Origin of the sequence: Actinoplanes sp. NPDC051861 (assembly GCF_040681145.1) — a bacterium.
Lineage (GTDB): Bacteria > Actinomycetota > Actinomycetes > Mycobacteriales > Micromonosporaceae > Actinoplanes.
In genome coordinates, this window is record NZ_JBFAYE010000003.1 from 399,835 (window position 1) to 418,883 (window position 19,049).

A 19,049-nucleotide genomic window follows, 5' to 3' on the forward strand; every position below is an offset into this window, starting at 1 on the left:
TTTGTGGCCGGCCTTCGGCTTTGTGGCCGGCTCAGGCCAGGATCTCGTCGATCTTCTCGGTGGGGAGCCCGAGGGCTGAGCCGACCAGGTCGTTGGTGAGCGCGCCGGCGTGGGTGTTGAGGCCCAGGGCCAGCGCCGGGTCCGCGCGCAGCGCCTCGCGCCAGCCGAGGTCGGCCAGGCGCAGCACGTACGGCAGGGTGGCGTTGGTGAGCGCGTACGTCGAGGTGTTGGGCACCGCGCCGGGCATGTTCGCGACGCAGTAGAAGACCGAGTCGTGCACCCGGTACACCGGGTCCTGGTGGGTCGTCGGGTGCGAGTCCTCGAAGCAGCCGCCCTGGTCGATGGCGATGTCGACGAGCACCGAGCCCGGCTTCATCCGCTTCACGAGGTCGTTGCTGACCAGTGTCGGCGCCTTCGCGCCGGGCACGAGCACCGCGCCGATGACCATGTCGGCCTCGATGACCGACTGCTCGATCGTGTACGCGTTCGACACCAGCGTCTTGACCCGCCCGCCGAACTGGGCGTCGATCTGCCGCAGCCGGGGCAGGCTCAGGTCGAGGACGGTGACGTCGGCGCCGAGGCCGAGCGCGATCGTCGCGGCGTTGACGCCGGAGACGCCACCGCCGATGACGGTGATCTTGGCGGGTGCCACGCCGGGCACACCGCCGGGCAGGACGCCGCGGCCGCCGCTGTTGCGCATCAGGCTGTACGCGCCGACCTGCGGGGCGAGCCGCCCGGCGACCTCGGACATCGGCGCGAGCAGCGGCAGGGAGCCGTCGGCGAGCTGGACCGTCTCGTACGCGATCGCGGTGGTCCCGCTGTTCAGCAGCGCCTTGGTGCCCTCGGCGTCCGCGGCGAGGTGCAGGTACGTGAAGAGGACCTGGCCGGCGCGGAGGCGGTGGTACTCCTCGGCGATCGGCTCCTTGACCTTGAGAACCATGTCGGCGGCGTCCCACACGGCGTCCGCGTCCGGGAGGATCTCGGCACCGGCCGCGACGAAGTCCTCGTCGGTGATCGCCGATCCGGCACCGGCGCCGGCCTGGATGACGACCTGGTGGCCGTGGCGTACCGCTTCGACCACGCCGGCCGGGGTGATGGCCACCCGGTACTCGTGGTTCTTGACCTCTTTCGGCACGCCGATGCGCATGGGGGACCATTCCTTTCGACCACGTCGTCTTCTGGCATAGGGTGAAACGATGTGCAGCGATCCGGCAAGACGGGCGAACGAGATTCTGTTCGTAACCTCGGTGGCGCAGATTCTGCGATCGGGACCCTCGCAATGACCGACCTGCCGAAGGATGTTCGAGGCCTCGATCACGTCGATCTGGAACTGCTGAGCCTGCTTCGGGCCGACGGCCGGATGCCGAACAACGCCCTCGCCGACCGGGTCGGCATCGCGCCCTCCACCTGCCTGACCCGGGTGCGCCGCCTCCGCGAGATCGGCGCGATCCGCGGCTTCCACGCCGACGTCGACCCGGCGTGGATCGGCCGGCCCATCCAAGCCATGATCGCCGTACGCATCCGCTCCGACGCCCGCGACGCGATCGGCAAGTTCGCCGAGTCCCTGGCCGGCATCCCCGCCGTACGCGACGTCTACTTCGTCTCCGGCTCCTACGACTTCCTGCTGCACGTGGCGGCGGCCGACGTGGACGACCTGCGCTCAGTGATCACCGAGCGCCTGAGCGGCACCCGCCTGATCGCCGGCACCGAGACCTACCTGATCTTCGAACACCGCCGAGGCTCATGAGCGGTGGGTGAAGAGCTGGTGCCGTCTCGATGATCATCGTTGCGTGGGACGCGACCCTCCGATAGGGAGGGAGGATGAGGCGACTACTCGCGGCCGCGACCTGCGCGGCGGCTCTCTTCTCCCTTATCGGTGCGGCGCCGGCGACTGCCGGCGGGCGGCACCACGACGTACGGTTCGCCACGTACAACCTGTCGCTGAACCGGCCGGCGCAGGGTCTGCTGCGTGAGCACCTGGCCGACCCGGCGGTCGACGACGTCTATCGGCGGCAGGCGCGCAACGTGGCCGAGGTGATTCAGCGGGCCGCGCCGGACGTGGTGCTGATCAACGAGTTCGACTACGACCCGGAGGCCGCCCGGCTGTTCGCGGAGAACTTCCTCGCCGTCTCGCAGAACGGCGCGCCCGCGCAGAAGTACCGGTACCGCTACGTGGCGCCGTCCAACACCGGCGTCTCGACCGGCTTCGACCTGAACAACAACGGCGTGATCGACACGACGCCGGGCGATCAGGCGTACGGCGACGACTCCTACGGCTTCGGCTGGTTCCCCGGCCAGTACGGCATGGTCGTGTACTCGAAGTACCCGATCGACCTGTCCGCGATCCGTACCTTCCAGCTGTTCAAGTGGAAGGACATGCCGGGCAACCTGCTGCCAACCGACTTCTACTCCGCCGAGGAGCAGGCCGTCCTGCGCCTGTCCTCGAAGAGCCACTGGGACGTGCCGGTCAAGGTCGGCCGGGAGACCGTGCACTTCCTGGTCTCGCACCCGACCCCGCCGACGTTCGACGGACCCGAGGACCGCAACGGCCGGCGTAACCACGACGAGATCCGGTTCTGGGCCGACTACGTGAACGGTGCCCGCTACATCTACGACGATCGCGGCCGTCGCGGAGGCCTGCACCGGGGTGCCTCGTTCGTGATCGCCGGCGACCAGAACGCCGACCCGTCCGACGGTGACTCCTATGACAGCGCGATCCACCAGCTCACCGAGCACCCGCTGATCAACACGCGGGTGTCGCCGGCGAGCGCGGGTGCTGTGGAGGCGGCCACCCTGCAGGGCGGCGCGAACCTGAACCACAGGGGTGACCCGAGGTTCGACACCGCTGACTTCTCCGACACCGCGCCGGGCAACCTGCGTGCCGACTACGTCCTGCCCCGGCGCAACCTGAAGATCGCCGCGTCCGGGGTGTTCTGGCCGGTGCGATCCGACCCGCTGTTCCGCCTCACCGGCGTCTTCGACCCGGCGTGGTCACCGGTCGGCGGTTTCCCGACCTCCGACCACCGCCTGGTCTGGGCCGACCTCAAACTCCACTGACACCCCGTTTTGTTGCGTGTGGAGTTCGGCCGCTCTGTGCACCCCAACTTCACACGCAATGGTCGTGAGCCTGTTGTGTGTGGAGTTCGGCCGCTCTGTGCACCGCAACTTCACACGCAATGGTCGTGAGCCTGTTGTGTGTGGAGTTCGGCCGTTCTGCGCACCCCAACTTCACACGCAATGGTCGTGAGCCTGTTGTGTGTGGAGTTCGGCCGCTCTGTGCACCGCAACTTCACACGCGGTGGTCGTGAGCTCGTTGTGTGTGGAGTTCGGCCGCTCTGTGCACCGCAACTTCACACGCGGTGGTCGTGAGCCTGTTGTGTGTGGAGTTCGGCCGCTCTGTGCACCGCAACTCCACACGCGGTGGTCGTTAGGTTGTCGTGTGAGGCGCAACTTCACACGGGGGTGGGGGCTAGGCGGTCGGTGATCACGTGCGCGGCGAAGATCTGGAAACCCAGGACCAGGGGGATCGTCGCCGGCACCGACAGGGCCAGGAAGAAGGCGATCACCCCGGCCGCGGCCGGCGCCAGAGCCGTCCACGGCCGGGTGGTCGCCTGCTCCCAGGCCCAGCGTGCCGCCGAGCGGAACGACAGCGAGGTGTCCCGGCCGATCGCCACCACCGCCAGGGTGGCGAAGCCGCCCAGCCAGCCGGCCACCGCGGCGGTCCCGAAGAACAGCACCGGCCCGCCCGGCACCCAGCCGCGGCTGAGCGCCACCAGGTCGGCCAGCAGCACGGCGGCCACCAGGAGTACCGGCAGGCCGGGCAGGATCGCGCGCCGGTAAAGCCGCAGCAGCGGCCGGGCCGGTGGGAGCCCGCCGTCGGTGTACCGGTGCCGGACCGCCGCCGAGCCCGCCGTCACCGCCGCCGGTGCGGTGAGCACCGGCAGCGCGGCGACCGTCACCAGCACACCGATCAGCGCGAGGTCGGTGGCGAGCGCCAGCCGCTCGCGCCAGTCGGGGCGCGCGGCGGGCGCGTCCTGATTCGGCCAGTCCGGAACCGGGTCGGCGGCCACGGTCATCCCTTGAGGCCCGAGGTGTTGATGCCCTCGACGAGCATCCGCTGGAAGGCCACGAAGAAGATGAAGACCGGTGCGAGCGAGAGCACCGACATGGCGAACATCGGGCCCACCGCGGACTGGCCGGACGAGTCGATGAACATGGTCAACGCCACCGGCGCGGTGTACTTCTCCAGGTCGGACAGGAAGATCAGCTGACGGAAGAAGTCGTTCCAGGTCCAGATGAACGAGAAGATCGCGGTGGAGACCAGCGCCGGCCGGCTCAGCGGCAGGATGACGTGCCGGAACACGCCGTACGCCGTACAGCCGTCGATCTTCGCGGCGTCGTCCAGTTCCCGGGGCACGCCCCGCATGAACTGGACCATTAGGAAGACGAAGAACGCCTCGGTGGCCAGGAGTTGCGGCACGATCAGCGGCAGGTACGGGAAGTCGCCGCCGACCCAGCCGAACGTCTTGAACATGACGAACTGCGGCACGATCAGCACGTGGCCGGGGAGCAGCAGCGTCCCGATCATGATGGCGAACCAGAAGCCGCGCAGCTTGAACCTCAGGCGGGCGAAGGCGTACGCCGCGAGCAGGCACGAGATGCAGTTGGCGACCACGGTGAGCCCGGCGACCATCGCGCTGTTGAAGAAGAACCGCCCGAACGCGACGTCGAAGTAGCTCCACCCCTCGGAGTAGTTGCCCGGGGTCCAGATCTCCGGGAACACCGACATGTTGTTCAGGACCTCTTCCGGGGCCTTGAACGAACTACCGAGCATCCAGACCAGCGGGTAGAGGACGATCGCGGTCAGCAGGAGCAGCACGAGCGGCCGCGACAACCTGCGGAGGGTCATCAGTCGTCTCCGTCCGAGTAGTGCACCCAGAACTTGCCGGTACGGAAGATGATCACCGTCAGGATGCCGATGGTGAGCAGGAAGACCCAGGCCATCGCGGAGGCGTAGCCCATCTGGTACTCGGTGAAGCCCTTGATGTAGAGGTGCAGCGTGTACATCAGGGTCGAGTCCACCGGGCCGCCGGTGCCGTTGCTGAGTACGAACGCCGAGGTGAAACCCTGGAACCCGTTGATGGTCTCGAGCACCAGGTTGAAGAAGATGACCGGCGACAGGATCGGCAGCGTGATGGCGAAGAACTTGCGCACCGCGCCGGCGCCGTCCACCGAGGCCGCCTCGTAGAGCTCGAGCGGCACCTGCTTCAGACCGGCCAGGAAGATCACCATGGGTGCGCCGAACTGCCACACCGCGAGCAGGATCAGCGTGCCGAGCGCGTAGTCCGGGTCGTTCACCCAGGCCTTGCCCTCGATGCCGAACCAGCCCAGGAACGAGTTGAACGCGCCGTCCCGGTTGAACATGTTGACCCAGACGATGGCCAGCGCGACGCTGCCGCCCAGCAGTGAGGGCAGGTAGAACAGGCCCCGGAAGATGCCGGCGCCCCGGAACGAGCGGTTCAGCAGCAGCGCCACGCCGAGCGCGGCGGCCAGCTTGAGCGGGGTCGCCACCAGCGCGAACGTGAGGGTGACCCGGACCGCGTGCCAGAAGGACGGGTCCTCGGTGAACATCTGGCGGTAGTTGTCGAACCCGATCCACTCCGTCGACGACCAGTCGCTGAGGACGTCGTAGTTGGTGAAGCTCAGGTAGAGCGACATCAGCATCGGGATCGCGGTGATCGCCGCGAACCCGAGCAGCCAGGGGGAGAGGAAGACGTAACCGGCGGCGCCGTCGCTGTCGCGCCGGGCGGGCCGGCCCCGCCGCCGTGAGGCGGCGGGACCGGCCGGCGGCCGGTGCTGAGCGGGCGGCCGGGTGGTGGATACGGCCACAGGACTCACCGGGCGATCGCGGCCTGGCTGGCTGCGAAGAACTGCTCGGCTGCCTCGGCGGACGTGGCGCGACCGTACTGGGCCTCCTCAGCGGCCTTGATCAGCTCGGAGCGCACCGTGCTGTGGCCCTTCGGCGGCACCGCGGGGGCCGGGCCGAACTTCGACTGCATCTCGTCCTCGAACGCGACCGAGACCTTCATGGCCGGGTTGTCGGTGTTCTCGGTGACGGACTTGCGGATGTCCAGGTTGGACGGCAGGCCCCGGTCGGTGCCGAGGATCTTGCCGGCCTCCGGGTCGTTCGCCAGGAAGTTGAGCACGTCCGCCGCGATGTCCTTGTGCTCGGTGCCACGGAAGACCGAGAAGTACATCGACGCCCGCGGCCACTGCGCGCTCGGGTTGCCCGGGTACGCCACGACGCCCAGCTCGTCCTTGGTGTTCTTCTGCAGCTCGGGCATCTGGTTGGCCCACACCCAGGAGGTGAGCGCCTTGCCGGTCACCACGAGCTGCTTGGTGACGTCGGTGGCGTTGCCCTCGTGGATCACGTCGGCGGTCGGCGTGGCCTTGCCGTCGCGGGCGCCCTTCCAGAGGTCGAACCAGGCGGTCACGTCCTCCTTCGTGAAGCCGAGCTGGCCATCCTTGTACAGGTCCTTGTTGTTCTGCCGCAGCCAGACCCAGAAGGCCTTGTAGTCGGCGCTCGGGTCCTGGGTGCCCGGCACCTTGGTGGCCGCGCCCGAGGTCTTCGCCCAGGCGATGAAGTCCTCCCAGCTCATGCCGGTGGCCGGCAGCGGCTGCTTGGCGGCCTCCAGCTTGGTCTTGTTGAAGACCAGGCCCTGGGTGTTCTCACCCATGGCCATGCCGGCGAGCTTGCCGTCGACGACGCCGTACTTCCACAGGCCCTCGGGGAACTTCGTCAGGTCGAGCTTGCCGGAGTTCTGGTACGAGGTGAGGTCGAGCGTGACGTTGCGGGTCGCGTACTCGGAGAGGAAGTTGTCGTCGATCTGGAAGATGTCCGGCGCGTCGTCGCCGGCGGTCAGCGTCGCGAGCTTGTCGAAGTAGCCCTGGTTGGCCTGCCAGGTCTTCTTGAACGTGACGTTGGGGTGCTTGGAGGTGTAGAGGTCGAGAGCCTTCGTGGTGAGCTCGGCCCGCGCCTCACCACCCCACCAGAAGAAGCTCAGCTCGACCTTGCCGTCGCCGGCGGCGTCGTCGCCGTCACCGCAGGCGCCGAGCGCCAGCGGCAGGGCGAGCATGCCGGCGACGACACCGGCCAGCAGGCGGCGTCGTGTAGGACGGTGGGGGAAGGACATGGGTGCGGTCATGCTTGTCGTCACTCCTTGACGGTTGCGGCTACCTCATGGGTGGTCGCGGCGGCCGGGGTGTACGGCCCGGGGCCGGTGGAGTTGCGAATGATCAAGTCGGTCCGGAGGGTGACCTGGCCGGTGGCTCCGTCGTCGCCCTGCTGCAGCAGCATGTCGACGGCGGCGCGCCCGGCCGCGGCGGTCGGGTTCGCCACGGTGGTGAGTTTCGGGCGGACCAGCCCGCTGTAGGCGATGTCGTCGATGCCGACGACGCTGACCTGGCCGGGCACCGCGACGTCGCGGTCCTGCAGTGCCTGGAGCAGGCCGATCGCCATCAGGTCGTTGTACGCCAGCACCGCGGTGGCGCCGGTGGCGAGAACCGCCTCGGCGGCCGCGGCGCCGGCCTCCTCGACCGGCTGGTGCGGACCGAGGACGGTCAGTTCCGCGCCGGCCGCTCGAGCGGTGGCCCCGGCGGCCCGGCGGATCTCCCGGTTGGTCCAGGAGCCACGCGGGCCACCGAGGTAGACCAGGTGCTGATGGCCCAGGTCGAGCAGGTGCCGAACGGCCTGACGGGCACCGTGTCCCACATCCATGACCACGGCCGGCAGGCCGGTGATCATGCGGTTGATGACGACCAGCGGCACCTCGCGGCGCAGCTGTTCTATCTGGTCGTCGCTCATCCGCGGGCTGCAGAGCAGGATTCCGTCGACCTGCTTGGCCAGGGCCTGAACCAGGTCCGCCTCGACGATGGGGTCCTCGTCGGTGTCGGCGACGAAGACGTGGTAGTCCCGCCGCCGGGCGTGGGTCTCGGCCGCCTTGATCAAGGGCGGGAAGAACGGGTTGGCGATATCGGCCACGATCAGGCCGATGTTGTGCGTGCGTCCGGTGATCAGTGCGCGGGCCGCCCGGTTGGGGCGGTAACCGAGCTGCTCCGCCGTGGCCAGCACCCGCGAACGGGTCTCGGGGTTGACCAGGTGCGGCGCGGAGAAGGTGCGCGACACCGTGGAGATGTGCACTCCGGACGCCCTCGCGACGTCCCGGATCGTCACGGCCACGATGCCTCCAACTGACTGCTGATGTGACCCGGATCTCTCCGGTGGAAGCCATTAATGCAAACGGTTGCTGGCATGTCAACGCCCTTCGATGTCGATCTTGTGGCCGCGCGGTAACTCAGTCGGGATAAAACTGGACATATATGGTCCGTCCATTGACTTGCGTCTCGCTCTGCTCCCTAATCTGTTGCAAACGTTTGCCGAATGGAGGCGACGGAATGTCGTTGTCACCCCGCCGCCGGTATGCCCTCGTGGGCGCCGGCGCCCGGGCCGGTCTCTTTCTCCGGGCTCTCACCACCGACCATGCCGACGTGGCCGAGCTGGTGGCCCTGGCCGACACCAACCCGGCCCGCCCGGCCGTCCACAACAACCGCCTGCGAGCGCTCGGCGCGGCACCCGTCCCGGTCTACGACGCCGGGGACTTCGCCGAGATGCTCAAGCGCGAGCGGGTGGACGTCGCCCTGGTCACGACCGTGGACCGGTACCACGACCACTACGTCGCGACGGCCCTCGAGGCCGGCTGCGACGCCATCACCGAGAAGCCGATGACCGTGGACGTGGCCGGCTGCCGGCGCATCCTGGACGCCGCGCGCCGTGCGCCGGGCCGGTCGGTCCGGGTCACCTTCAACTACCGCTACAACCCGCTGCACGAGGCGGTGAAGCGGATCCTGCTCTCCGGTGAGATCGGCGAGGTCGGCTCGGTCCACTTCGAGTGGCTGCTCGACGTGCGCCACGGCGCCGACTACTTCCGGCGCTGGCACCGCGACAAGGCCAACTCCGGCGGTCTGCTGGTGCACAAGGCGAGCCACCACTTCGACCTGGTCAACTGGTGGCTGGACGACGAGCCTGAGCAGGTCTTCGCGGCCGGGCGGCTCTTCTTCTACGGCGAGCCGGGCCGCCGCCACGGGTACGCCCGCGACTACGAGCGCGCACACGGGGCACCCGGCGCCGAGGGCGACCCGTTCGCGCTGCGGCTCGCCGACGAGCCCGGCCTCCGCGAGCTTTACCTGGACGCCGAGCAGCACGACGGCTACCACCGCGACCAGAACGTGTTCGCCGGCGGCGTGTCCATCGAGGACGACATGGCGGTGCTGGTCCGCTACGCCCGGGGCGCGTCGATGAGCTACCACCTCACCGCGTACGCGCCGTGGGAGGGATATCGGGTCATGTTCAACGGGAGCCGGGGCCGCCTGGAACTCGAGGTGGTGGAGAGCGACCACGTCGCACCGGCCGCCGCGGCCGGGGTCAAGGGCGAGCCCGGGGCGGAGTCGACCGCCGAGAAGGGATTCAAGCGGCTGCTGGTGCGGCCGTACTGGGCGCCGCCACGGGAGGTGGCCGTCGACGGGCTCAGCCGCGCCGGGCACGGCGGCGCCGACGTGCGGATGCTCAGCGATCTCATCCGCCCGGACGCTACGGTCGACCCGTTGGGACGTTCGGCCGGAGCGGTGGACGGTGCCCGAGCACTGCTCACCGGTTTGGCCGGGAACGAGTCCCTGGCCACGGCAGAAGCCGTACGCGTCAAGAACCTCCTCGACCTGACCGAATACCGCTAGGAGCCCCGGTGCCCGAAGAAGATCATCTCTTCCCCGCCGAGACCACCCAGCGGCAGATCGCCCGTGAGCTGTACCGGCACGCCCGCGACCTGCCCCTGATCAGCCCGCACGGCCACGTCGACCCGGCACTGCTCGCCGACGACCAGCCGTTCCCCGACCCGGCCCGGCTCTTCGTGGTGCCCGACCACTACGTGACCCGGATGCTCGCCAGCCAGGGCATCCCACCGGCCCGGCTAGGCGTGCCGAGCATCGACGGTTCCGAGGTGGAGGGCGACGGCCGCGCGATCTGGCGGCTGCTCGCGAGCAACTGGCACCTGTTCCGCGGCACCCCGTCGCGGCTCTGGACCGAGAAGGTGTTCGCCGAGGTCTTCGGCATCGCGAAGCCGCTGAACGCGGGAACCGCCGACGAGATCTACGACGAGCTGTCGGCACGCCTGGCCGAGCCGGAGTACCGCCCGCGGGCGCTGTTCACCCGGTTCAACATCGAGGTGCTGGCGACCACCGAGAGCCCGATCGACGACCTCTCCGCGCACGCGAAGCTGGAGGCCGACGGCTGGGGCGGCCCGGGTGGCCGCGTCGTCACCACGTTCCGCCCGGACAACCTCGTGGACCTGGACTGGGCCGGCTGGCGCGACCGGATCGCCACACTCGGCGAGCTGACCGGCCAGGACGTCGGCACGTTCCCCGGCTTCCTGTCCGCTCTGCGCACCCGCCGCGAGGCGTTCATCGCGGCCGGTGCGACCAGTTCCGATCACGGGCACCCGACCGCGGCGACCGCGGTGCTGACCGACGCGGACGCCGCGGTGCTCTACCGCAAGGCCCTCGGCGGCGGCACCGACGAGCAAGACGCCGAGGTGTTCCGGGCGCACATGCTCGTCGAGTTCGCCCGGATGTCGCTCGACGACGGCCTGGTCATGCAGCTGCACCCGGGTTCGGTGCGCAACCACAACCGGGCGCTGCACGCGCGGCACGGCCGGGACGTGGGCGGCGACATCCCCTCGCCGACCGAGTACGTCCGGGCCCTGCGGCCGCTTCTGGACGCGTACGGCGACGACCCCCGGCTGCGGATCGTGCTCTACACGCTGGACGAGACCACGTTCACCCGTGAGCTGGCGCCCCTGGCCGGCGGTTATCCCGCGCTGTACCTGGGCGCGCCGTGGTGGTTCCTGGACAGCCCCGAGGGCCTGCGCCGGTTCCGTGAGACGGTCACCGAGACGGCCGGGTTCTACAACACCTCGGGCTTCGTGGACGACACCCGCGCGTTCTGCTCCATCCCGGCCCGGCACGACGTGGCCCGCCGGATCGACGCCGGCTTCCTGGCCCGGCTGGTCGCCGAGGGCCGCCTGCCGCTCGACGAGGCCGCCGAGACCATCGCCGATCTGGCGTACCACCTGCCCAAGAAGGTATTCAACCTAGAGGAGAAGAAAGCATGACGGTCCGGATCACCGGGGTCGACGTGCACGACGTGCGGTTCCCCACCGCGGCCGCCGGCGACGGATCGGACGCCATCAACAAGGGTGACTACTCGGCCACCTACGTCGAGGTGACGACCGACGCGGGCGTCACCGGCAGCGGCCTGACCTTCACCAACGGCAGGGGCAACGAGATCACCTGCGCCGCGGTCGAGGCACTCGCGCACCACGTCACCGGCCGCACCGTCGAAGAGATCGCCGCCGACCAGGTCACGTTCTGGCGCTCGATCACCGCGGACGTTCAGCTGCGCTGGCTCGGCCCGGAGAAGGGTGTCATCCACATGGCGGCCGGCGCGCTGGTCAACGCCGTCTGGGACCTGCGGGCCCGGCTCGCGGGCAAGCCGATGTGGCGCTATCTGGCCGAGCTCTCCGCCGACGAGATCGTCGCCTCGATCGACTTCCGGCACATCAGCGACGCGCTCACCCCGGGCGAGGCCCGCGAGCTTCTGGAGAAGAACGCCATCGGGTACGCGGACCGCCTCGCCGAACTGGAGCGCAACGGCTTCCCGGCGTACACCACGAGCGTCGGCTGGCTCGGATACCCCGACGCCAAGGTTCGCGACCTGACCCGTCAGGCGGTCACCGACGGCTGGACGGCGGTGAAGATGAAGGTCGGCGGTCCCCTGGAGGACGACGTCCGCCGGGCCCGCATCATCCGCGAGGAACTGCCGCCCGGTGCCCTGCTCATGATGGACGCGAACCAGGTGTGGGACGTCGACCAGGCGATCGCGGCGATGGAGCGGCTCGCGCCGTACGACCCGTACTGGATCGAGGAGCCGACCCACGCCGACGACGTTCTCGGCCACGCCCGGATCGCCCGCGCGGTGAGCCCGGTCCGGGTCGCCACCGGCGAGGTCGCCGCGAACCGGGTGATCTTCAAGCAGCTCCTGCAGGCCGGCGCTATTCAGGTCTGCCAGGTCGACGCCTGCCGGGTCGGCGGCGTGAACGAGGTCCTCGCCATCCTGCTGCTGGCCGCGAAGTTCGGCGTACCGGTCTGCCCGCACGCCGGCGGTGTCGGCCTCTGCGAGTACGTCCAGCACCTCGCGATCTTCGACTACCTGCGGGCCGGGCGGTCCCTGGAGGGCCGCATGATCGAGTACGTCGATCACCTGCACGAGCACTTCACCGACCCGGTGACGGTCGTCGAGGGCCGCTACCGGTTGCCCGAGAAGCCGGGATACAGCGTCGAGATGAAGCCCGCCTCGATCGCCGAGTTCCGCTTCCCGGACGGCCCGGCATGGCGGTGACCTACCGCCTCGGCCGTCGATCCATCCCCGAGCTGTCACCGCGGAGCCGTCCCGTGGTGCAGCCGGGCGAGGTCCGGCCGGGCATCGTCCACCTGGGACTCGGTGCCTTCCACCGCGCGCACCAGGCCGTCTTCACCGAGGACGCGGTCGCCGCGTCCGGCGGCAACTGGGGGATCATCGGGGTCGCGCCGCGCTCCCGGACGATCCTCGACCAGCTCCGCGAGCAGGACTGCATGTACAGCGTGCTGACCGTCGGCGGACCCGCGGACGAGACGCGGGCGATCGGCATCCTGTCCGGTCTCGGTCATGCGGCGGGCGATCCGTTCGGAGTGGTCGCGGCGATCGCCGACCCGAACATCAAGATCGTGACGATGACGGTCACCGAGAAGGCGTACCGGATGGACCCGGCCGGCAGGCTGCTGCTCGACGAGGACCTGCGAGCACAGTTGACCGGGGTGGCGCCGCCGGTCTCCGTACCCGCTCTGCTTGCTCGTGGTCTGCTCCGGCGGCAGAAAGCCGGCGGCGGGCCGATCACCGTGCTCTGCTGCGACAACCTGATGGGTAACGGCCCGCGCATCGAAGGGCTGGTCACCCAGGCCCTCGCGGTGGCCGGCGCCGCGCTGCCGCCGGACGTCGCGTTCCCGGCCACCATGGTCGACCGGATCGTGCCCGCGACCAGCGCCGATCACCGTCGCCGGGCGGCACTCGCGCTGGGCGCCGACGACGCCGTCCCGGTGGTCGCCGAGCCGTTCAGCCAGTGGGTGATCGAGGACCGCTTCCCCGGCGGGCGCCCGGACTGGGCGGCGGCCGGCGCCATCATGACCGATGACGTGACAGCGTGGGAGATGCTCAAGCTGCGCGCGCTCAACTCGGTGCACTCGGCCTGCGCGTACCTCGGTGCGCTCGCCGGCCGCGAGCTGATCGCCGACTCCCTGCAGATGCCGGGCCTGACCGGCATGCTGCGGCGCTTCATCGCCGAGGACATCGCACCCACGGTGACACCGCCGCCCGGCGTGAGCGTCGTCGAGTACGGGGAGCAGTCCCTGGCCCGCTTCGCCAACCGCGAGCTGGGGCACCGCAACATCCAGGTGGCGATGGACGGCACCCAGAAACTGCCGCACCGCCTGCTCGGCACGGTCGCCGACCGAAGGCGGGCAGGTGCCGTCCCGGCCTGGGGGACATTGGTTCTGGCCGCATGGATGCGCTTCGCGAGTGGGTACGCGGACAGCGGCGCGACCCTGCCCCTCGACGACCCGCTCGCCGACCGGATCCGGGCCGCGCTCGCCGGCGCACCGGACACTCCGGCCGGGACCGTCGGCGCGCTGCTCGGCCTCACCGAGGTGTTCCCGCCGTCGATCGCCGGTGACGAGGAGCTGCGCACCGAGCTGATCCGCTGGTACGGCGACCTCGCCAAGCACGGCGCCGAGGCCACGATCCGCGGGCTGTCGTGAGCACCCGGGTCGCGCTGATCGGTGCGGGCGGGCACGGGCTCTGGCACCGGCGCACCCTGCAGCGCCTCGCCGGCGAGGGCCGGATCACCGTCGCCGGGATCGGTGACCGCCGGCCGGTCGAACCGCATCCCGACGCGCCACTGGACGGCGTGCCGTTCTTCACCGACCACGCCGAGCTGCTGGCGACGGCCGAGCCCGACATCGTCATCGTGTGCACGCCGCCGCACACCCACCTGCCGATCGCCCTCGACGTCCTGGACGCCGGCGCCGACCTGCTGCTGGAGAAGCCGCCGGTGATGTCGGCCGGCGAGCACGACCGGCTGGCGGCGGCCGTCGCCGAGACCGGGCGCCTCTGCCAGGTCGGCTTCCAGGCGCTCGGGTCGGCGGCACTCGCCGAGCTGTGCGTGGCCGCGCCCTCCGGCCCGATCGGGGTGACCGGCGCGTGGTGGCGGCCGGACAGCTACTACCTGCGCGCGCCGTGGGCCGGCCGCCGTACGGTCGCCGGCCGCCCGGTCCTGGACGGCGCGCTGGTCAACCCGTTCGCACACGCGCTGATGCAGTCCCTGGTCATCGCGGACGAGGCCGGCGGCGGGTTCCAGCCGGAGCTGCTCGAACTGGAGCGGTACCGGTCGCGAGAGATCGAGACCGACGACACCACGTTCCTGCGGCTGACCGGTGCGGACGGCCGGCGGATCACCGCGGCGGTGACGCTGGCGTCCGAGGTGTTCATCGCGGGGGAGATCCAGGTCGGTGACGCGGTCCTCGAGTACCCGACGGACCGGCTGCGCCTGCCGGGGGAGTCCGTCGCGCGAGAGGTGCCGGGACGGGCGGGGCTGCTGGAGAACCTTCTCGATCATCGGAGTGATCCCGCCGTACCCCTCATCGCCCCTCTGTCCCGGACCCGGACCTTCACCGCGGTGGCCGAGGCGATCGTGGCCGCCCCGATGCCGGCGGCGATCCCGCAGAGCATGCTCCGCCCGCACCCGGACGGCGGCGGCCTGGTCGTGGACGGCATCGACGAGCTCGTGCGGAAGGTTGCCGCCACCGGCACCCTGCCGTCCGAGAACGACGTCACCTGGGCGGTCGAGCCGCACTGGGTGTCCTTCAAGTCACTCGATCTTCACTCGATCAAGGAAGGAGATGAACCATGCGCAAATTGAGCGTCGCCGAACTCGAAGCCCATCATCGCGGGCCGACGTTCACCAGCGTCCTGCCGGGGCACGTCGTGCAGAAGGGCGGCTTCCGGGTGTACGCGGAACCGAACTTCCGTACCCACGACGGCGAGCCGGGCCGGCACACGCACACCGTTCCGGAGATCTTCGTCATCGTGCAGGGCGACGGTGACGTGGAGGTCGAGGGTGAGGTGGTGGACAAGTTCACCGCCGGCGAGGCCGTGCTCTTCGAGCCGGGCGAGGACCACCACCTGATCAGCCGGGGTTCGCAGCCGCTGGTCTTCGTGTGGATGCACCTGGAACCGGTGTCGTAGAGCCATGCCGTCACGAACCGCTCTCACCGTGACCGCCGGCCTCCTCCTCGCCGGCATCGCCACTGTCCCCGCCTCCGCGGCCGTCGCACCGGCAGTCCCCGCCGGGGCACGCCAGGTGCTCGCCGCGAACGACGGGTGGGCCGCCGCCACCACCGGGACCACCGGTGGCGCCGCTGCCGACGACGCGCACGTCTTCGTCGTGCGCAACCGGGCCGAGCTCGTCACCGCGCTGGCCGGCGGCACCGATCCGACCCCGCGGATCGTCCTGGTCGCGGGCACCATCCGGGCCAACGAGGACGACGCGGGCAACCCGCTGACCTGCGACGACTACGCCGATCCGGCATACACGCTGGACGAGTACCTGGCTGCCTACGACCCGGCGACGTGGGGACGGGCGACCCGGCCCAGCGGACCGCTGGAGGAAGCGCGGGTCCGGTCGCAGCGCAACCAGGGTGCCCGGATCAACCTGCGGGTCGGCGCCAACACCACGATCTACGGCCTGCCGAACGCGCGGATCGTGGGTGGCAACCTGCTGATCCAGAACGTGGACAACGTGATCGTGCGGAACCTGCGCCTGGAGGACGCCGCCGACTGCTTCCCGGCCTGGGACCCGACCGACGGGTCGGCGGGCAACTGGAACTCGGCGTACGACCTGATCACGCTGACCGGGGCGACCCACGTTTGGGCCGACCACAACACGCTCAGCGACGGGAACAATGTCGACTCGGCTCAGCCGCTCTACTTCGGGCGGCCGTACCAGGTGCACGACGGCGCGCTCGACGTGATCCGGGCGTCCGACTGGGTGACGATCTCGTACAACGTGTTCCAGGAGCACGACAAGACGATGCTGATCGGGTCGACCAACACGGTCGGCGCGGATGTCGGCAAGCTGCGGGTCACGGTGCACCACAACCGGTTCGCCAACGTGGGGCAGCGGGTGCCGCGCGTGCGGTTCGGCCAGGTGGACGTGTTCAACAACTACTACTACCTGACCGATGAGGACGCGTACTCGTACTCGTGGGGCGCGGGTGTCTACTCGGCGATATACGCGGAGAACAACTTCCTGCTGCGCAGCGCCGACCTCGCTCTGGAGGACTTCGTCTACGACTGGGGCGGCACGGTGATCACGGAGATCGGCACGCTGGCCCGGGTCGGCACCGGTCCGGTGCAGGCGGTCAACCTGGTGGCGGAGTACAACGCCACGCACGACCCCGACCTCGGCACGGACGCCGGCTGGGTGCCGGTCCTGCGCGCGGGGCCGCTCACCCCGGCGGAGCGGGTGCCGGCCGTGGTCTCGGCTCAGGCGGGCGCCGGCAAGCTGTAGGCGCCACGTCCGAACGGCCCGTCCCGATCCACCCCGGGGCGGGCCGTTCGCCGTTCGCGGTGAAAAAGATTCTTACCTGATCCAGGCTGATCGATGGACCCGTTTTCGCTGCTCAAGCCGGATGGTCCAGGGTGGATTCGCGGCGAGACCTTAAGCGCGCAGCGGGATGATCCTTAAGTTTTCCTTTAGATCGATCCGCCGTGGGAGCGTTCCCGTAAGGACGGGTTGAGAACCCGGTCCAAAAGGAAGGCACGCAGATGAAGCGGTACCGGAGCAACGCGGGGGGATCCAACATTCGGCGCTGGCGCGTGGCTGGAGTGGCCGGTGTCGCGGTGGCGATCGTGGGTGTGGGACTGGGCGTTGCGGCCGCGGCCGAAGGCTCGACCCCGACGGTGAACTGCCCGAGTGTGGCGGACAAGCTTCCGGCCGTGCCGGCCTCGGCGGCGGCGGAGATCCAGCGGAATCTGGCCCTGCTGAACACGCAGATCCAGGAGGCGAACAACCGGCTCGCCACCTCGGCCGGTGAGGGTGGCCCGAACTTCATCCAGAACGCGATCCTCGGCCCGCTGGAGGACAAGCGGTTCGCGACGATCAACCGGATGGAGACCGCGATCGGCCGTGCCGCGGCCAAGCCGGACCTGAACGCCGAGGGGCTGTCGCCCTGCACGCTCAACGAGAACGGCGGCGGCAACGCCGCGCCGGAGCCGACCGAGGTGCCCGCCGGTAACGCCGGTGGCGGCGAGAACGCCGGTGGTGGCGAGAACGCCGGCGGTGGCGACGACGCCGGTGCTCTTCCGACCGTGAACTGCCCGACCGTGGCGGACAAGCTTCCGGCCGTGCCGGCCTCGGCCCAGGCCGAGATCCAGCGGAACCTCGCGCTGCTGAATACGCAGATCGAGGAGGCGAACACCCGGATCCGCAACACCGTCGGCCAGGGTGGCGCGAACTTCATCCAGAACGCGATCCTCGGCCCGCTGGAGGACAAGCGGTTCGCGACGATCAACCGGATGGAGACCGCGATCGGCCGTGCCGCCGCGAAGCCGGACCTGAACGCCGAAGGCCTCGCGCCGTGCTCCCTGAACGAGAACGGCGGCGGCAACGCGGCGCCCGAGCCCACCCAGGTCGCGACCGCCGACCCGGAGGACGTGGCGGCGAACCTGCCGACCGTGAACTGCCCGGCCGTGAACATCGGCGTCGCGATCCCGGCGTCGGCCCAGGCCGAGATCGACCGCAACCTGGCGCTGCTGCAGACGCAGATCCAGGAGGCGAACAACCGGATCCGCAACACCGTCGGCCAGGGCGGCCCGGCCTTCATCCAGAACGCGATCCTCGGCCCGCTGAAGGACAAGCGGTTCGCCACGATCAACCGGATGGAGACCGCCATTGGCCGCACCGCGGCCAAGCCGAACCTGAACGCCGAGGGCCTCTCCACCTGCTCGCTCAACCAGTAACAGGTCCCGCCCGAACAACGACGGCCCGGCTGCCCAGCAGCCGGGCCGTTGATCGTCGCCATACACTTCCGTCCGTGGTCCTCCCGAAGAGCATGCGACCGGACGCCGCCGACGGCGTCCCGTTCGCCGCGGACAAGGCGTACGAGCAGCTGCGCGACGCCATCCTGGACGGCGACATCGCGCCCAACCGCCGGCTCGTCGAGGAGGAACTCGCCGCGCGGCTGGAGGTCAGCCGCACCCCGGTCCGGGAGGCGCTGCTGCGGCTGGCCCAGGAGGGACTCGTCACCCGGGTCCGCGGGTGGGTCGTCCGGGACCACACGCCGGAGGAGGCGCTGCGCATCGTCGAGGCGCGGGCCGCGGTCGAGAGCGCGGCCGCCCGGCTGGCCGCGGAGCACATCACCGAGGCCGATCTCGATCAGTTGGCGACCATCGCCGACGCGATCGACCGGCAGGGCGCCACGGTCAAGGAGCTGAACCGGCTCAACCGGCAGTTCCACGGGCTGATCACCGCGGCCTGTGGCAACCCGTTGCTGGTCCAGTTCGCCCAGCGGACCAACATCAGCCACTGGTCGCTGAGCGCCACCTGGCTCATGTCGCCGCGGGACGCCGCCGAGGCCAACGCCGAGCACCGGCAGATGATCGAGGCCCTCGCGCGGCGTGACGGTGCCGCCGTGGAGGCGCTCGTCCGTACGCATATCGGTCGTACCCAGGCAATTCTCGCCGCCTGATCCCGTCTCGCCGGTCGTTACCTTCTTGTAATCGGCTCTGTATACAAAGACGCATACAAGATCGGCGAGACTTCGGTACACCAAGCGGCATCCCCCTTTGT

At 69.9% G+C, this 19,049-nt stretch carries 17 protein-coding genes; 11 read left to right on the top strand and 6 right to left on the bottom strand.

Annotation, left to right across the window (positions count from 1 at the left end):
* Nucleotides 1-31: 31 nt before the first annotated feature.
* Nucleotides 32-1,147, bottom strand: a complete 1,116-nt coding sequence (gene ald / locus AB0M02_RS12675; RefSeq protein WP_364225248.1) for an alanine dehydrogenase — start codon at nt 1,145-1,147, stop codon at nt 32-34.
* A gap of 132 nt (nt 1,148-1,279) precedes the next feature.
* On the opposite strand from ald, the gene AB0M02_RS12680 reads away from it, so the two are divergent.
* Together AB0M02_RS12680 and AB0M02_RS12685 are read left to right on the top strand one after the other, a co-directional pair.
* Nucleotides 1,280-1,747 (top strand): Lrp/AsnC family transcriptional regulator, encoded by a 468-nt coding sequence (locus AB0M02_RS12680; protein WP_364225249.1) that lies wholly within the window; start codon nt 1,280-1,282, stop codon nt 1,745-1,747.
* Nucleotides 1,748-1,821: 74 nt separating this feature from the next.
* Nucleotides 1,822-3,057: an endonuclease/exonuclease/phosphatase family protein gene (locus tag AB0M02_RS12685; RefSeq protein ID WP_364225252.1), complete on the top strand. Its 1,236-nt coding sequence runs from the start codon at nt 1,822-1,824 to the stop codon at nt 3,055-3,057.
* 395 nt (nt 3,058-3,452) lie between these two features.
* Here AB0M02_RS12685 and AB0M02_RS12690 read toward each other — a convergent pair whose 3' ends face one another.
* The 5 genes from AB0M02_RS12690 to AB0M02_RS12710 are packed head-to-tail and all read right to left on the bottom strand — an operon-like array spanning nt 3,453 to nt 8,239.
* Entirely contained in the window at nt 3,453-4,070 is a 618-nt protein-coding gene (locus AB0M02_RS12690; RefSeq protein WP_364225254.1) for a hypothetical protein, read from the bottom strand.
* Nucleotides 4,071-4,072: 2 nt separating this feature from the next.
* A complete protein-coding gene (locus AB0M02_RS12695; protein WP_364225257.1) occupies nt 4,073-4,909 on the bottom strand; it encodes a carbohydrate ABC transporter permease in 837 nt (278 codons plus the stop codon).
* On the bottom strand, nt 4,909-5,889 hold the full coding sequence (locus AB0M02_RS12700; RefSeq protein WP_364225259.1) for a sugar ABC transporter permease: 981 nt from the start codon (nt 5,887-5,889) through the stop codon (nt 4,909-4,911). The genes AB0M02_RS12695 and AB0M02_RS12700 overlap by 1 nt, the downstream gene beginning before the upstream one ends.
* A 5-nt stretch (nt 5,890-5,894) precedes the next feature.
* Nucleotides 5,895-7,205 carry an ABC transporter substrate-binding protein gene (locus AB0M02_RS12705; protein ID WP_364225261.1) on the bottom strand — a complete coding sequence of 437 codons (1,311 nt, stop codon included), beginning with the start codon at nt 7,203-7,205 and terminating at the stop codon, nt 5,895-5,897.
* An 8-nt stretch (nt 7,206-7,213) separates the two neighbouring features.
* Nucleotides 7,214-8,239 (bottom strand): LacI family DNA-binding transcriptional regulator, encoded by a 1,026-nt coding sequence (locus tag AB0M02_RS12710; protein WP_364225264.1) that lies wholly within the window; start codon nt 8,237-8,239, stop codon nt 7,214-7,216.
* Nucleotides 8,240-8,454: 215 nt separating this feature from the next.
* On the opposite strand from AB0M02_RS12710, the gene AB0M02_RS12715 reads away from it, so the two are divergent.
* From AB0M02_RS12715 to AB0M02_RS12755, 9 genes are all read left to right on the top strand, one after another.
* Nucleotides 8,455-9,789 (top strand): Gfo/Idh/MocA family oxidoreductase, encoded by a 1,335-nt coding sequence (locus tag AB0M02_RS12715; protein WP_364225267.1) that lies wholly within the window; start codon nt 8,455-8,457, stop codon nt 9,787-9,789.
* A gap of 8 nt (nt 9,790-9,797) precedes the next feature.
* The gene (gene uxaC, locus AB0M02_RS12720; RefSeq protein WP_364225270.1) at nt 9,798-11,222 is read left to right on the top strand and encodes a glucuronate isomerase; all 1,425 of its coding nucleotides are present in this window, start codon (nt 9,798-9,800) and stop codon (nt 11,220-11,222) included.
* Entirely contained in the window at nt 11,219-12,508 is a 1,290-nt protein-coding gene (locus tag AB0M02_RS12725) for an enolase C-terminal domain-like protein (protein WP_364225273.1), read from the top strand. The genes uxaC and AB0M02_RS12725 overlap by 4 nt, the downstream gene beginning before the upstream one ends.
* Complete coding sequence (locus AB0M02_RS12730) at nt 12,499-13,959, top strand: mannitol dehydrogenase family protein (protein WP_364225276.1); 1,461 nt, start codon at nt 12,499-12,501, stop codon at nt 13,957-13,959. The genes AB0M02_RS12725 and AB0M02_RS12730 overlap by 10 nt, the downstream gene beginning before the upstream one ends.
* Nucleotides 13,956-15,119 (top strand): Gfo/Idh/MocA family oxidoreductase, encoded by a 1,164-nt coding sequence (locus tag AB0M02_RS12735; protein WP_364225279.1) that lies wholly within the window; start codon nt 13,956-13,958, stop codon nt 15,117-15,119. The genes AB0M02_RS12730 and AB0M02_RS12735 overlap by 4 nt, the downstream gene beginning before the upstream one ends.
* Nucleotides 15,107-15,445 carry a cupin domain-containing protein gene (locus AB0M02_RS12740; RefSeq protein WP_364225282.1) on the top strand — a complete coding sequence of 113 codons (339 nt, stop codon included), beginning with the start codon at nt 15,107-15,109 and terminating at the stop codon, nt 15,443-15,445. The genes AB0M02_RS12735 and AB0M02_RS12740 overlap by 13 nt, the downstream gene beginning before the upstream one ends.
* 4 nt (nt 15,446-15,449) lie before the next feature.
* Nucleotides 15,450-16,769 (top strand): polysaccharide lyase family 1 protein, encoded by a 1,320-nt coding sequence (locus tag AB0M02_RS12745; RefSeq protein WP_364225284.1) that lies wholly within the window; start codon nt 15,450-15,452, stop codon nt 16,767-16,769.
* A gap of 308 nt (nt 16,770-17,077) precedes the next feature.
* A complete protein-coding gene (locus AB0M02_RS12750; RefSeq protein ID WP_364225287.1) occupies nt 17,078-18,220 on the top strand; it encodes a hypothetical protein in 1,143 nt (380 codons plus the stop codon).
* 74 nt (nt 18,221-18,294) lie between these two features.
* The gene (locus tag AB0M02_RS12755; RefSeq protein WP_364225290.1) at nt 18,295-18,948 is read left to right on the top strand and encodes a GntR family transcriptional regulator; all 654 of its coding nucleotides are present in this window, start codon (nt 18,295-18,297) and stop codon (nt 18,946-18,948) included.
* Nucleotides 18,949-19,049: the final 101 nt, after the last annotated feature.